The organism is Streptomyces antimicrobicus (genome assembly GCF_020532625.1).
GTDB lineage: Bacteria > Actinomycetota > Actinomycetes > Streptomycetales > Streptomycetaceae > Streptomyces > Streptomyces antimicrobicus.
Window position 1 is genome coordinate 1 of the sequence record NZ_JAJAUY010000158.1, and the last position, 13,643, is coordinate 13,643.

Sequence of the window (13,643 nt, forward strand, 5' to 3'; positions counted from 1 at the left end):
TCACCGGCGGGAGCGGTGATCCCGGTGGACCTGGCGGCCTCGCCGGCACCGGTGATCCCGGTGCCCCCGGCGGCACCGGTGCCCCCGCCGTCGCCGGTGGCCCCGGTCGCGGCGGGGTCGCCCGGCTCAGGCCCGTCCGCCCCGTCCGGCGCGGTCCCGGCGGCGCCGCCGCGCAGTGTCAGGTGGCCCTCCAGGTCGGGGACCAGCGGCAGGCGGGTCGTCCGGGTCGGGGGCGACAGGCGGAGGGTGGACTCGCCGGTGCGCAGCAGGGCGCCGGGCGGGAAGGGGACCGGGGCGGTGCCGAGCTCGGTGCCGTTCAGGGTGGTGCCGTTGGTCGAGGACAGGTCGGCCACCGAGACGCGGCCGTCCTCCGTGACCGTCACCGCGCAGTGCAGGCGCGAGACGTCCGGGTCGTCCAGCGGGACGTCCGCCTCGGCCGAGCGGCCGACCCGGATCGCGCCCGGGTGCAGCAGGTGCACCCCGCCCGCGTCCGGCCCCGCCACCACGTGGAGCTCCGCCACGGCGCCCCCGGCCTCGGCGTGCTCCGTCGCCGGCTGGTGGACCGCCACCACCGCGCCGTCCACCAGCGGCGGCTCGCCCAGGATCCGCCGCTGCGGGTCCAGCCGCTCCTGGCCGGAGTACAGCACGACCGTGCCGCCGGTGTCGGGGCCGCCGACGGTCGAGACGAGGCCGGCGGCGACCGCCGCCAGCGCGGTGCCCACCGGCGCGGTGACGAGCACGTCGCAGCTCGGCCGCGCGAGCTGCTGGTGGCCGCTGCGCGGCCCGAGGACGGTCAGCCGGATCTGCATCGCCGTCAGCGGTCCCTTCTGCACCTGCGCGGTGCGCGATGTGCGCCCGGCAGGGGAACGGCGGGCCCTGCCCGATGATCGCCGCCCCCCGGTCGTCCCGTACGGATGCATCCTCGCACCTGCCGCCGACAACACGCCCGGCACCCACCGAAAAATGATCTTGATCGATCGCCGGGCGGGACACTACCCGCGCTCATCCGGACGTAAAACGCCTCCGCGGCACCGCCGAATCGGCATTCTTCGTACAAACGTGCGGCAACCGTCACCGCGTGCCCTGCGTCTTCCTCAGGGACACCCCCTAGAGTGGGCCGGAAAAGCGACCGGAAAAGCAGCCGGAAAAGACCACTCATCGACACAGCAAGCAGGGGAGCGCGAGACGTGCGGCCAGTCGGCAGCAAGTACCTGCTCGAAGAGCCGCTGGGACGCGGCGCTACGGGCACCGTCTGGCGTGCCCGCCAGCGGGAGACCGCGGGCGCGGAGGCGGCAGTCGCCGGGCAGCCCGGCGAGACCGTGGCCATCAAGGTCCTCAAGGAGGAGCTGGCGCACGACGCGGACGTCGTGATGCGCTTCCTGCGCGAACGCTCCGTCCTGCTGCGCCTGACGCACCCCAACATCGTGCGCACCCGCGACCTCGTCGTGGAGGGCGATCTCCTGGCCCTGGTCATGGACCTGATCGACGGCCCGGACCTGCACAAGTACCTCCGCGAGAACGGCCCCTTCACCCCGGTCGCCGCGAGCCTGCTGACCGCCCAGATCGCCGACGCCCTCGCGGCCAGCCACGCCGACGGCGTGGTGCACCGCGACCTCAAGCCCGCCAACGTCCTGCTCGACGAGCGCGACGGCCGGATGCGTCCGATGCTCACCGACTTCGGCATCGCGCGCCTGGCCGACTCCCCGGGCCTGACCCGCACGCACGAGTTCGTCGGCACCCCCGCCTACGTCGCCCCGGAGTCCGCCGAGGGCCGCCCGCAGACCTCCGCCGTCGACATCTACGGCGCCGGCATCCTGCTGTACGAACTGGTCACCGGACGCCCGCCGTTCGCCGGGGCGACCGCCCTGGAGGTGCTCCACCGCCACCTCAGCGAGGAGCCCCAGCGCCCCGCGACCCTGCCCGAGCCGCTGTGGACGGTCATCGAGCGCTGCCTGCGCAAGGAGCCGGCCGAGCGGCCGAGCGCCGAGAGCCTGGCCCGCGCCCTGCGGGTGGTCGCCGCCGGCATCGGCGTGCACTCCGCCCCGAACGAGGTCGAGGCCGCCCTCGGCGTCGGCGCGCTGCTCACCCCGGACCCCTCGCCCGCGCCCGTGCCCGAGACGCCGGGCGCCACCGGCGTCCCCGGCGCCGCGGACGCCACCCAGGTGCTGCCCACCGGCTCCGCCGCCGCGGCGACCCCGGGCGCCTACGACGCCTACGACGCCTACGACCCGAACGCAGCGACCTCGGTCCTGCCCCCGGTCGGCGCCGCCGACGCGACCTCCGTGCTGCCCAGCACCGGCGGCCCGGGCGGCCCCGGGGCGGCCGACCCGACCGCGGTCATGCCGCCCGTGCCGGGGGCGCCTCCCGGGTCGCCGGGCCCCGGGGGACAGCCGGAGGCCCCGCACCCCTGGCAGACCCAGCTGCGCGCGGCCCGCGAGCGCAACGAGCAGACCCAGATCCAGTACCTCGACCCGAGCGAGGACCCGCTGCGCCGGCGCCCGCAGCGCCAGCCGCAGCGCCAGGCCCCGCCGCCGCCCCCGCGGCAGCAGCCCCCGCAGTCGCAGGGGTACCGCCAGGCTCCGCCGCCCCCGCACTACCAGCAGCAGCCCTCGTACGGCTACCCGCAGCAGCAGCCGCCGCAGTACGCCCCGCCGCCCCCGGCGCACTACCAGCCGCAGCAGCCGCAGCCGTACCAGGCGCCCCAGCCGCAGCCCCGGCCGCAGCAGCAGCCGCCGCGGCAGCAGCCCCCGCAGCCGCCCGCCCGCGAGCCCCGCGAGCCGCGCCGACGCAGCGCGAACCCGATGCACATCCCGGGCCTGGGCTGCCTCAAGGGCTGCCTGTTCGTGATCGTGCTGTTCGTCATCGGCGGCTGGCTGATCTGGGAGCTCACCCCGCTCCAGGAGTGGATCGGCACCGGCCGCGGCTGGTGGGACCAGCTGTGGGCGATGGGCGAGGGCGTCGTGAACTGGATCGGCCACCTCGGCGGCAGCACCGGCGGCAGCACCGGCGGCGGCGCCCCCTGACGCTCCGGCGCCGGCGTCTCCACGCCGACGCCCCGGCCCGGTGCAGGGCTGCGCGCGGGACGCCCCACGCGCAGCCCTGCACGACTTCGTGGATTTGTCGACATCCGAGGCATGATTTCGCCCGCAGAAGTGAAGGTCACCGCGAATCGAGCCCCCTCGTGGCTTCCAAGCGCCGCCCGGCCGCGTAGTTTTGGCACGTACGCCAGCCGCTGAGGGAGCAGTCGTGGCACGGAAGATCGGCAGCCGGTACACCGCGCACCAGATCCTGGGGCGCGGCAGCGCCGGCACGGTGTGGCTCGGGGAGGGCCCGGACGGCCCCGTCGCAATCAAGCTGCTGCGCGAGGACCTCGCGTCCGACCAGGAGCTCGTCGGGCGGTTCGTGCAGGAACGCAGCGCGCTCCTGGGCCTGGAGCATCCGCACATCGTGACCGTGCGCGACCTGGTGGTGGACGGCAACGACCTGGCCCTGGTCATGGACCTGGTCCGGGGCACCGACCTGCGCACCCGGCTGGACCGCGAGCGCCGGCTCGCCCCCGAGGCGGCGGTGGCGATCGTCGCCGACGTCGCCGACGCGCTGGCCGCCGCGCACGCGGCGGGCGTGGTCCACCGCGACGTCAAGCCCGAGAACGTCCTGCTCGACATGCAGGGACCGCTCGGTCCCGGCGGCGCCCACCCGGCGCTGCTCACCGACTTCGGCGTGGCCAAGCTGATCGATTCGCCGCGCCGGGCGGGCCCCCGGGCCACCGCGCCCGCCACCCGCATCATCGGCACGCCCGACTACCTGGCCCCCGAGATCGTCGAGGGCCTGCCGCCGCGCGCCGCCGTCGACATATACGCGCTGGCCACGGTCCTGTACGAGCTGCTGGCCGGGTTCACGCCGTTCGGCGGCGGCCACCCCGGCGCGGTGCTGCGCCGGCACGTCACCGAGACCGTCGTCCCGCTGCCCGGCATCCCCGACGAGCTGTGGCAGCTGATCGTCCAGTGCCTGGCCAAGGGCCCCGCCTCCCGGCTGCGGGCCTCGGAGCTGACCGTACGGCTGCGCGAGCTGCTCCCGCTGCTGGCCGGGATGCCGCCGCTGGACGTGGACGAGCCGGACGACCTGGAGCCGGAGCGGCCCGAGCCCGAGGAGCTGCCCGCGGACCCGGTCCGCCGGCGCGGGGCCGTGCCGCTGGTGCCCGGGGGCCCGGGGCCCTCGCCGGAGTCCAGCCGGGACACCCACACGTCCATGCGCGTGCCCGGACCCGAGGAGCTCGCCGGCGGCGCCCTGGGCACCGCGCGCGTGCCCCGGCCGGCGGGCGGCCACCGGCCGGGGACGGCCCGGCACCGCGCGGACACCGTGCGCCGGCGGCGCCTGCTGCTGACCGGGGCCGCGGCCGCGCTGCTGGCGGCGGTCGGCGTGGGCAGCTGGCTGGCCGTCTCCGACGACGACCCGCCGCGCAAGCCCGACACCCACCACTCGGTCCCGGCCCGGCCGTGACCGCCGTACGACTGTGACCGCGTACGGCCGTGACCGGCGTACGGCCGTGACCGCCGTACGGTCGTGACCGGCGTACGGCCCGGTCCGCCCGCCGAGCCACCGTCACGGACTCGCCGTGACGCCCCGGCCGGCCGGCTCGCGAGCGGCCGGCCGGCCGGGGCGGGCCGCCGCGTCACGCGCCCACGAGCTCCGGGTGCCAGCGGCGGGCCACGGCCGGGTGGGCACGGACGTAGCCCTTGAGCTCGTTGCGCCCGAACTCCGCGTGCAGCGGGTTGTTCTCGTCGTGCACCACGCCCGGCGCCTTGGCCAGGTAGTCCCCGGGCACGGTCTCGATCACGGCGTCCAGCCGCGGGTTGTAGAAGAAGGGCACCGAATACCGCTCCACGGCCCCCGGCGGGCTGACCACCCGGTGGTCCGTGGCCTTCAGGTAGCCCTCGGTGGCGATCTCCAGGAGCTCGCCGAGGTTGACCACGAACGCCCCCGGCATCGGCGGCACGTCCAGGAAGCCCCCGTCGCGCACCACCTGCAGCCCGCCCACCTCGTCCTGGAGCAGCAGGGTCAGGAACCCGTAGTCCTTGTGCGCCCCCACGCCCTGGTCGGCCCCCGTCGGCGCCGACCCGGGGTAGCGCACCAGCTTCGTGTGCAGGTGCGGACGGTCGGCGAAGGCGGCGTCGAAGAAGTCCTCCGGCGCCCCGATCGAGGCCAGCAGCTCCCGCAGCAGCCGGTGCGCCACCGCCGCCAGCCGCTCCTGCCAGCCCAGCACGACGTCCTTCAGCTCCGGCAGCGCCGCCGGCCACTGGTTGGGCCCCTCCAGCCACAGGTACGGCGGATCGCCCGGTCCCACCTCGGGCGCCGGCCGCTCCGCGCCCACGTCCAGCTGGTCGCGCCAGTCGGAGGCGCCGCCGGTCAGCTCGTGGCCGACCCGGGTGTAGCCGCGGAAGTGCGGCGAGTTCAGGTTGCTCAAGGAGAGCCGGTCGGCCTCGGGCAGGGCGAAGAAGGCCCTGGTCACTTCGAGGATCCGGGCGGTCTCGGCGGCGCTGACGCCGTGCCCGGTCAGGTGCAGGAACCCGGTGTCCCGGGCGGCCGCGTGCAGCTCTTCGCGGAAGGCGGCCCGCTGCGCCGGGTCGTCGGCCCGGGAGAGGTCCAGCACGGGCAGCGGGGAGGTGGACGGGACGGTGGACAGGTGCGCGGACGTCATGACGGCTCCGTTTCGGATGTCACAGGTCCTGTTCCCCAGGGATGGCGGGGACGCGGACGACGGGAGGGACCGCGGCCGGGATGGGGCCGCCGGTGCGCTGCGCCGCGTACAGGACCGCAGGCTGAATCAGGCGGATGGGGCTCTGGTTCGGTCCGGCGGCAGACAGCTCGTCGTCGTGACGCGCATGTGGTCCACATGGCGGCGCTTGACGAGGGGAACGTTCATACGGTGAGCGTACGCCCGAGCGGGCGGCTCGCCGAGCGTGCCCGGCGAGGTGCTCCCGGCCCGGCCGCGGTCCCGCGGCATCCCTGGACTGCGGGAGCCGCCCGCGGACCGGCTACGCTGGACCCGTGGCAGTCGTCGATGTATCCGAAGAGCTGAAGTCCCTCTCCTCGACCATGGGGTCGATCGAGGCCGTCCTGGACCTCGACAAGTTGAGGGCAGACATTGCCGTGCTCGAGGAGCAGGCCGCCGCGCCGTCCCTGTGGGACGACCCGGAGGCCGCCCAGAAGATCACGAGCAAGCTTTCGCACCTCCAGGCCGAGGTCCGCAAGACCGAGGCGCTGCGCAGCCGTATCGACGACCTCGCGGTCATGTTCGAGCTGGCCGAGGAGATGGACGACGCGGACACCCGGGCCGAGGCGGAGGCCGAGCTGGTCGCCGTGCGCAAGGCGCTCGACGAGATGGAGGTCCGCACCCTCCTGTCCGGCGAGTACGACGAGCGCGAGGCCCTGGTCAACATCCGCGCCGAGGCCGGCGGCGTCGACGCCTCGGACTTCGCCGAGCGCCTGCAGCGCATGTACCTGCGCTGGGCGGAGCGGCACGGCTACTCGACCGAGGTCTACGAGACCTCGTACGCCGAAGAGGCCGGCATCAAGTCCACCACCTTCGTGGTCAAGGCTCCGTACGCCTACGGCACGCTCTCCGTCGAGCAGGGCACCCACCGCCTGGTGCGCATCTCGCCCTTCGACAACCAGGGTCGCCGCCAGACCTCGTTCGCGGGCGTCGAGGTGCTCCCCGTCGTCGAGCAGTCCGACCACGTCGAGATCGACGAGTCCGAGCTGCGCATCGACGTCTACCGCGCCTCCGGCCCCGGTGGCCAGGGCGTCAACACCACCGACTCGGCGGTGCGCATCACGCACATCCCGACCGGCATCGTGGTCTCCTGCCAGAACGAGCGCTCGCAGATCCAGAACAAGGCCAGCGCCATGAACGTCCTCCAGGCCAAGCTGCTGGAGCGGCGCCGCCAGGAGGAGCAGGCCAAGATGGACGCCCTCAAGGGCGACGGCGGCAACAGCTGGGGCAACCAGATGCGCTCCTACGTCCTGCACCCGTACCAGATGGTCAAGGACCTGCGCACCGAGTTCGAGGTCGGCAACCCCACCTCCGTGCTCGACGGGGACATCGACGGCTTCCTGGAGGCCGGCATCCGCTGGCGCAAGCAGCAGGAGACGGCGACCGCGTAACCGCGTCGTGCGCGCCGTGTGCGAAGGGCGCGCGCCGTGTGCGAAGGGCCCGGACACCCTGGGGTGTCCGGGCCCTTCCGCGTGCCGGCCTGCCTCGGGCACGCGGGAGCAAGACCTACGATCGGGACGCGGGCGGAGCTGCGCTACGCCGCCTGGTGAGCCACCAGTGCCAGCGCCGCCAGCAGAGCCACCATGAGCGCGATGAGCACCATGGGGTTCAGGCCGGCGAAGGGGCCCTCCTGCTGGAGGCGCTCCCGGTTCGCCCGGCACACAGGGCAGCGGCCCTGGCTGACGGGTGCGGCACAGTTCGCGCACACGAGCCGGTCATATGTCATGCGCTCTCCTCCTCTCGTCCCCTCGGAACAACGACGCGGGGAACCCGTGCGTTCCCCCCTACCACTGTGCCAGCTCCCGCGGCTTTCGGCGCGCCCCCTCCGGGCACTCGTACGGGAAGGCTCGCTCGGGCCGGGGACATCGGCGGGGACATATCGGGCAACTCCGGATGGTGGGTCCCCACCCCGCGCCCGTTCGCGTATGGTCACGCACACCTACTCCCGGCGACCGTGGTGCTCCCGTGATCCGATTCGACAACGTCTCCAAGTCCTACCCGAAGCAGAACCGCCCGGCCCTCAGGGACGTGTCCCTGGAGATCACCAAGGGCGAGTTCGTCTTCCTGGTCGGCTCCTCCGGCTCCGGCAAGTCCACCTTCCTGCGGCTGATCCTGCGCGAGGAGCGCGCCAGCCACGGTCAGGTCCACGTCCTCGGCAAGGACCTGGCCAGACTCAGCAACTGGAAGGTCCCCCACATGCGGCGCCAGCTGGGGACGGTCTTCCAGGACTTCCGGCTGCTGCCCAACAAGACGGTCGCCGAGAACGTCGCCTTCGCCCAGGAGGTCATCGGCAAACCCCGCGGCGAGATCCGCAAGGCCGTCCCCCAGGTCCTGGAGCTGGTGGGCCTGGGCGGCAAGGAGGACCGGATGCCCGGCGAGCTGTCCGGCGGTGAGCAGCAGCGCGTGGCGATCGCCCGCGCCTTCGTCAACCGGCCGGCCCTGCTGATCGCGGACGAGCCCACCGGCAACCTGGACCCGCAGACCTCCGTCGGGATCATGAAGCTGCTCGACCGCATCAACCGGACCGGCACCACGGTGATCATGGCCACCCACGACCAGCAGATCGTGGACCAGATGCGCAAGCGCGTCATCGAACTCGAACAGGGCCGTCTCGTCCGCGACCAGTCGCGCGGCGTCTACGGCTACCAGCACTGAAAGGCCGAAGAGACGCCATGCGCGCCCAGTTCGTCATGTCCGAGATCGGCGTGGGGCTCCGCCGCAATCTCACGATGACCTTCGCGGTCGTCATCTCGGTCGCCCTGTCGCTGGCCCTCTTCGGCGGCTCCCTGCTGATGCGCGAGCAGGTGACCCGGATGAAGGGCTACTGGTACGACAAGGTCAACATCTCGATCTACCTGTGCAACAAGAACGACGCCCAGGAGGGCGGCGCCGGACTCGGCGGCACCGCCTGCGCCAAGGGCGCCGTCACCGCCGAGCAGAAGCAGCAGATCGAGACCGACCTGAAGAAGATGGACCTGGTCAAGACGGTCTACTACGAGTCCGCCGACGAGGCCTACAAGCACTACAAGGAGCAGTACGGCCACACCGCGCTGGCCAGCACCATCACCCCGGACCAGATGCAGGAGTCGTTCCGGGTCAAGCTGAAGGACCCGGAGAAGTACAAGGTCATCACCACCGCCTTCGCCGGCCGCGACGGCGTCTACACGGTGGACGACCAGCGCAAGGAGATCGACGATCTCTTCCGGATCCTGCGCTACCTCAACTTCGCCGCCCTCGGCATCATGCTGATCATGCTGATCGTGGCGCTGCTGCTGATCGTCAACACGGTGCGCGTCTCGGCGTTCAGCCGTCGGCGGGAGACCGGGATCATGCGGCTGGTCGGCGCCTCCAGCTTCTACATCCAGGTGCCGTTCATCATGGAGGCGGCCGTCGCGGGCCTGATCGGCGCCGGCTTCGCGTGCGTGATGCTGGCGAGCGGGCAGTACTTCGTGATCGACCACGGGGTGGCGCTGCGCGACAAGATCCAGCTGATCAACTTCATGGGCTGGGGATCGGTGCTGACCAAGCTCCCGCTGGTGCTCGCCATCGGGGTGCTGATGCCGTCGATGGCGGCGTTCCTCGCGTTGCGCAAGTACCTGAAGGTGTGACGAGCGCCCCGTGGGCGGTACGGCCAACCCTCCGTGCCGCCGGGGGCCTTGTCCTAGACTCGGCGCCATGCCGGGCCGCTCCGCCTTCCCCTCCCGGCCCCGTGACCTGCGTCGCGGGGCCGTTCTGACGTTGGCGTTACTGGGAGCGCTCGGGACCGCCGCCAGCACCGGCTGCTGGGAACGCGGTGACGAGCACCAGGTCGAGGCCGTCCGCGCGGACGTGCCGCAGACCGCCGCGGCGGACGCGGCCGGGGGCGCCGGCACCGCCGACCGGGAGGCCGTCGCCCGGGCCGCCGCCGAGGCCGTGGCGGAGGGCAAGTCCGGCAAGAAGGCCGCCCAGGAAGTGGTCAGCCGCAGCGGCGACCGCTGGGGCGTGGTCTACGACCGGGGCGAGTTCCAGGCCTTCGAGGAGGAGCTCGACGGCCGCTGGACCGGCGTCGGCCTGTGGATGCGCGGCGGGCGCGACGGCCGGATCCAGGTCGCCCGCGTGCAGCCCGACGGTCCCGCCGCCCGCGCCGGCATCGTGGCCGGCGACCGGCTGCTGGCCGTGGACGGCCGCGACGTGACGGGCCTGGCCGCCGCCGACGTGGTCGCCCTGCTGCGCGGCCCCGCCGGGACCCCCGTCGAGCTGCGGCTCGGCCGGGGCGAGGAGGTCCGCACGGCCGCCCTGCGGCGCGAGCAGCTGCACACCGAGTCGGTCACCGTACGGCAGCTCCCCGGCGGGATCACCCTGATCAAGGTCGCCTCCTTCACCCGGGGCTCCGGCGAGCAGGTCCGCCGGGCCGTGCGCGGCGCCCCGGCCGGCTCCGGGGTCGTCCTGGACCTGCGCGGAAACCCCGGCGGGCTGGTCGCCGAGGCCGTCACCGCCGCCTCCGCCTTCCTCGACGGCGGCCTCGTCGCCACGTACGACGTACGCGGCGCCGAGCGCGCCCTGTACGCCGAGCCGGGCGGCGACACCGCCCGGCCGCTGGTGGCCCTGGTCGACGGCGGCACCATGAGCGCCGCCGAGCTGGTCACCGGTGCCCTGAAGGACCGGGGCCGCGCCGTGACCGTGGGCAGCCGCACCTTCGGCAAGGGCTCGGTGCAGATGCCCACCGAGCTGCCCGGCGGCGCGGTCGCCGAGCTGACCGTGGGCACGTACCGCACCCCGGCAGGGCACAGCGTGGACGGCAACGGCATCACCCCCGACCTCGCGGCGGGCGAGCGCGCGGAGGAGCGGGCCCGCGCGGTATTGGGTGGCCTCGGGGTGGGTCGGTAGTGCGAAAATGACCGCACTATGGCTAAGGAAAAAGGGCGCAAGCTGATCGCCCAGAACAAGAAGGCGCGGCACGACTACCACATCCTCGACACCTACGAGTGCGGTCTCGTGCTCATGGGCACCGAGGTGAAGTCCCTGCGCCAGGGCCGGGCCTCGCTGGTGGACGGCTTCGTGCAGCTCGACGGCCACGAGGCCTGGCTGCACAACGTGCACGTGCCGGAGTACAGCCAGGGCACCTGGACCAACCACAGCGCGCGGCGCAAGCGGAAGCTGCTCCTGCACCGCGAGGAGATCGACAAGCTGGAGTCCAAGTCGCAGGAGACGGGTCACACGATCGTGCCCCTCTCGCTGTACTTCAAGGACGGCCGGGCCAAGGTCGAGATCGCGCTGGCGAAGGGCAAGAAGGAGTACGACAAGCGCCAGACGCTGCGCGAGAAGCAGGACCGGCGCGAAGCGGACCGCGCGATGTCTGCGGCGCGCAGGCGTCAGCGGGGTTAAATCCTGTAGCTTCCGACGGCGGTGGTCGCGTACCATGGCATCAGCACCACCCCCTGGTGAGGGATGGCTGCGGTTTGTTAATTCAACATGGGGATGATCGGTTTCGACAGCGGATGTCGAGGCAGGGGAAGCGAGCCGAGGAAGCGGCAATGATCTCGTTAACCCTATGTCGCAAAAAATAATCGCCAACACCAAGAGCGATAACTCCCGCTTCGCCCTCGCTGCCTAATAACAGCGAAACAAACGAAGCCTCTGTGAGGAGCGTCAGCCCGGGCGTGATCCCGACCCGGATCCTGGCGTCAGCTAGGGATCTAAACCTCTAGCCCCGGTCACGGGGGTTGGAGGGAAACCAAACAGTGACTGGGCCCGTCGGAGACTTGTCCGCGTGATCTCCGGGGCCGAGAAAATCGAAGCGGACTGCGCTCGGAGAAGCCCTGGTTCTGCACCGTTGGACGCGGGTTCGATTCCCGCCATCTCCACTCATCCCATGTGGGCGAAGGCCCCGCAGCCGATGGCTGCGGGGCCTTCGTCATGCCCGGGGGCGGGGGCCGGCCGGCAGGACCAGCAGCCCGACAGGGGCGAAGTGGGCGCTCCTCACTCGTCACCCGCCAGAGCCTGCAGGTCCTCCCTCGTCCTGGCGATCGTGGCGGCGCCTTCACGATCCCGGGCGACGGCTTCCATGAGCCGCCGCGCATTGGCCGGAGAGCGCAGGAGGTACACCGTCTCTTCCGTCCTCACGAGGGGCGAGGGCCCGGGCCTGTGCCGTGGGCCCTCGCCGGTGGGAGCGGTCAGGAGCAGTACGGGACCTTGTTCAGGTTCTGGGCGTAGCGGGCGGCGATCCAGCCGCGGCCGTCGGCGAGCTTGTACCAGAGGGCGTTGCCGGCGACGGTCTGGCCCTTGACCTTGCACTGGACCTCGACCACGGCGTTGGTGGCGAGCTTGCCGTTCCTCGCGTAGCCCGTGCCCGGGCCGGAGCGGATGCCGAGGCCCTGGCCGGGCGAGACGATGCGGGCCTTGGCGTGCTTCTGGGTGTGGCCGCTTCCGTGGTCGCCGTGGCCTCCCTGGTGGTCGCTGCCGCACTTCTTGCAGGTGCCGGGCTTGGTGGGCTTGCCGGGCTTGCCGGCGTCACCCTTGTCGCCCTTCGGTCCCTTCGGTCCCTGGGGGCCCTGCGGGCCCTCGGGGCCGCGGGGGCCCTTGGGTCCCTGGGGGCCGGCGGGGCCCTGGTGACCCTTCGGGCCCTTGGGACCCTGGGGACCGGCCGGGCCCTGGTGACCCTTCGGGCCTTGCGGGCCCTTGGGACCCTGGTGGCCCTTCGGACCCTGGTCACCCTTGGGCCCCTTCGGTCCCTGCGGGCCCTGGGGACCGGCCGGCCCTGCGGGGCCCGCCGGGCCGCGGAGTCCGGAGTCGCCCTTCGGGCCCGCCGGACCGCGCTCGCCCATGTCGCCCTTGTCCCCCTTGGGGCCGCGCGGGCCACCGGCCGGACCCTGCGGGCCCTGCGGTCCCTGCGGGCCGCGGGCACCCTGCGGGCCGCGAGGGCCTTGGGGGCCGGCCGGGCCCTGGACGCCCTGCGGGCCCTCGGGGCCGCGCTCGCCCGTCTCGCCCTTGTCCCCCTTCTCGCCCTTGGGGCCGGGCTTGCCCGGGAGGCCGGGGAGTCCGTGGTGGCCGGGCAGCCCGGGCTTGCCCGGCCGGCCGTCCTCACCGTGGTCGCCCTTGTCGCCCTTGTCGCCCTTCGGTCCCTTGTCGCCCTTCGGGCCCTGGACGCCCCGCGGGCCGGTCACCGGGGTCGCGACCGCGAACAGGGTCGGCGCGTCGGCGCCGGTCTCCCACTCGCCGCCGTCGAGGGTGGTGCCCTCGGGCGCGTTCGCGTCGACCCGCAGGGTCACGGCGAGCCGGGTCTGCGTGTGCGCGGGGAAGGTGAAGCCGGCCCGGGTCCCGGCGTTGCACGTCAGCCGGCGGGCGTCGGCGGACCGGGCGCAGGAGCCGGCCGAGCGCTGGTCGTTCCAGTAGAAGCGGGGCTCCGGGAACGTCGTCCGCTCCGGCGCGGTGATCCGGAACGTGGAACTGACGGCCGGGTCGGAGCCGTTCACGGCGACGATGACGACGCGGCCGGTCCGGCCGGCGGCGATCGAGGGGACGTACGGCTGCGAGAAGCGGATGCCGGTCGAGTCGGCGAGGGCCGGTACGGACGGCACCAGGAGGGTCGCGGTCACGGACGCGACGACCAGGGCCGCACGCGTGCAGCGGGAAGCAGACAAGGGGTTCCTCCGCGAGGGGAAGTGCGCAGAAGTGCGCTTGAGGCCCCACCAGTTAAAGCTGATCATGAGCCTCGGTGGTGGGCACCTCGCGGGGACGGTCACTCGGTTGCAGGGTGCCCCGGGGTGACCGGGGTGCCGGGGGAGCCCGGGACGACCCGGGTGCGGGGGGGGGGGCGGGCGCCTGTGGGGGACCGGCGGGGGCCCGGCGCGGCCTCGGTGCGGGGCCGGGCGTGGCTCTGGCGTGGGGGCCG

Annotated in this window: 11 protein-coding genes and 1 other RNA gene; 8 read left to right on the top strand and 4 right to left on the bottom strand. The window is 73.4% G+C overall.

The window, feature by feature from the left end; translation table 11 throughout:
• Window positions 1-809: FHA domain-containing protein (locus tag LG632_RS26515; RefSeq protein ID WP_226730085.1), on the bottom strand; the 809-nt coding region annotated here is incomplete at its 3' end.
• Between the two features lie 378 nt (window positions 810-1,187).
• On the opposite strand from LG632_RS26515, the gene LG632_RS26520 reads away from it, so the two are divergent.
• On the top strand, window positions 1,188-3,023 hold the full coding sequence (locus tag LG632_RS26520) for a serine/threonine-protein kinase (RefSeq protein ID WP_226730076.1): 1,836 nt from the start codon (window positions 1,188-1,190) through the stop codon (window positions 3,021-3,023).
• Window positions 3,024-3,246: 223 nt separating this feature from the next.
• On the top strand, window positions 3,247-4,500 hold the full coding sequence (locus LG632_RS26525) for a serine/threonine-protein kinase (RefSeq protein ID WP_226730077.1): 1,254 nt from the start codon (window positions 3,247-3,249) through the stop codon (window positions 4,498-4,500).
• A 172-nt stretch (window positions 4,501-4,672) separates the two neighbouring features.
• On the opposite strand, the gene LG632_RS26530 is transcribed toward LG632_RS26525, so the two are convergent.
• Window positions 4,673-5,698, bottom strand: coding sequence for an isopenicillin N synthase family dioxygenase (locus LG632_RS26530; protein ID WP_226730078.1), 1,026 nt, complete (start codon window positions 5,696-5,698; stop codon window positions 4,673-4,675).
• A 350-nt stretch (window positions 5,699-6,048) separates the two neighbouring features.
• Between LG632_RS26530 and prfB the strand changes: the two genes are divergently transcribed.
• On the top strand, window positions 6,049-7,164 hold the full coding sequence (gene prfB / locus LG632_RS26535; protein WP_226730079.1) for a peptide chain release factor 2: 1,116 nt from the start codon (window positions 6,049-6,051) through the stop codon (window positions 7,162-7,164).
• A gap of 143 nt (window positions 7,165-7,307) precedes the next feature.
• Here prfB and LG632_RS26540 read toward each other — a convergent pair whose 3' ends face one another.
• On the bottom strand, window positions 7,308-7,499 hold the full coding sequence (locus tag LG632_RS26540; RefSeq protein ID WP_226730080.1) for a hypothetical protein: 192 nt from the start codon (window positions 7,497-7,499) through the stop codon (window positions 7,308-7,310).
• Window positions 7,500-7,738: 239 nt separating this feature from the next.
• On the opposite strand from LG632_RS26540, the gene ftsE reads away from it, so the two are divergent.
• The 5 genes from ftsE to ssrA all read left to right on the top strand — a co-directional run bounded on the left by ftsE (window position 7,739) and on the right by ssrA (window position 11,619).
• On the top strand, window positions 7,739-8,428 hold the full coding sequence (gene ftsE, locus LG632_RS26545) for a cell division ATP-binding protein FtsE (RefSeq protein ID WP_226730081.1): 690 nt from the start codon (window positions 7,739-7,741) through the stop codon (window positions 8,426-8,428).
• A 17-nt stretch (window positions 8,429-8,445) separates the two neighbouring features.
• Complete coding sequence (ftsX, locus tag LG632_RS26550) at window positions 8,446-9,381, top strand: permease-like cell division protein FtsX (RefSeq protein ID WP_226730082.1); 936 nt, start codon at window positions 8,446-8,448, stop codon at window positions 9,379-9,381.
• Between the two features lie 67 nt (window positions 9,382-9,448).
• Window positions 9,449-10,639, top strand: a complete 1,191-nt coding sequence (locus LG632_RS26555) for a S41 family peptidase (protein WP_226730083.1) — start codon at window positions 9,449-9,451, stop codon at window positions 10,637-10,639.
• An 18-nt stretch (window positions 10,640-10,657) separates the two neighbouring features.
• Complete coding sequence (gene smpB, locus LG632_RS26560; RefSeq protein WP_226730084.1) at window positions 10,658-11,137, top strand: SsrA-binding protein SmpB; 480 nt, start codon at window positions 10,658-10,660, stop codon at window positions 11,135-11,137.
• Between the two features lie 89 nt (window positions 11,138-11,226).
• Window positions 11,227-11,619: a transfer-messenger RNA gene (gene ssrA / locus LG632_RS26565) on the top strand.
• Between the two features lie 306 nt (window positions 11,620-11,925).
• On the opposite strand, the gene LG632_RS30625 is transcribed toward ssrA, so the two are convergent.
• Window positions 11,926-13,392: an SH3 domain-containing protein gene (locus LG632_RS30625; RefSeq protein WP_308109237.1), complete on the bottom strand. Its 1,467-nt coding sequence runs from the start codon at window positions 13,390-13,392 to the stop codon at window positions 11,926-11,928.
• Window positions 13,393-13,643: the final 251 nt, after the last annotated feature.

What these genes read in the sequence shown, in the direction of transcription:
- ftsX (WP_226730082.1), top strand. Translation starts at nt 8,446, where the DNA reads ATGCGCGCCCAGTTCGTCATGTCCGAGATCGGCGTGGGGCTCCGCCGC.
- LG632_RS26540 (WP_226730080.1), bottom strand. Translation starts at nt 7,499, where the DNA reads ATGACATATGACCGGCTCGTGTGCGCGAACTGTGCCGCACCCGTCAGC.
- smpB (WP_226730084.1), top strand. Translation starts at nt 10,658, where the DNA reads ATGGCTAAGGAAAAAGGGCGCAAGCTGATCGCCCAGAACAAGAAGGCG.
- LG632_RS26530 (WP_226730078.1), bottom strand. Translation starts at nt 5,698, where the DNA reads ATGACGTCCGCGCACCTGTCCACCGTCCCGTCCACCTCCCCGCTGCCC.
- LG632_RS26555 (WP_226730083.1), top strand. Translation starts at nt 9,449, where the DNA reads ATGCCGGGCCGCTCCGCCTTCCCCTCCCGGCCCCGTGACCTGCGTCGC.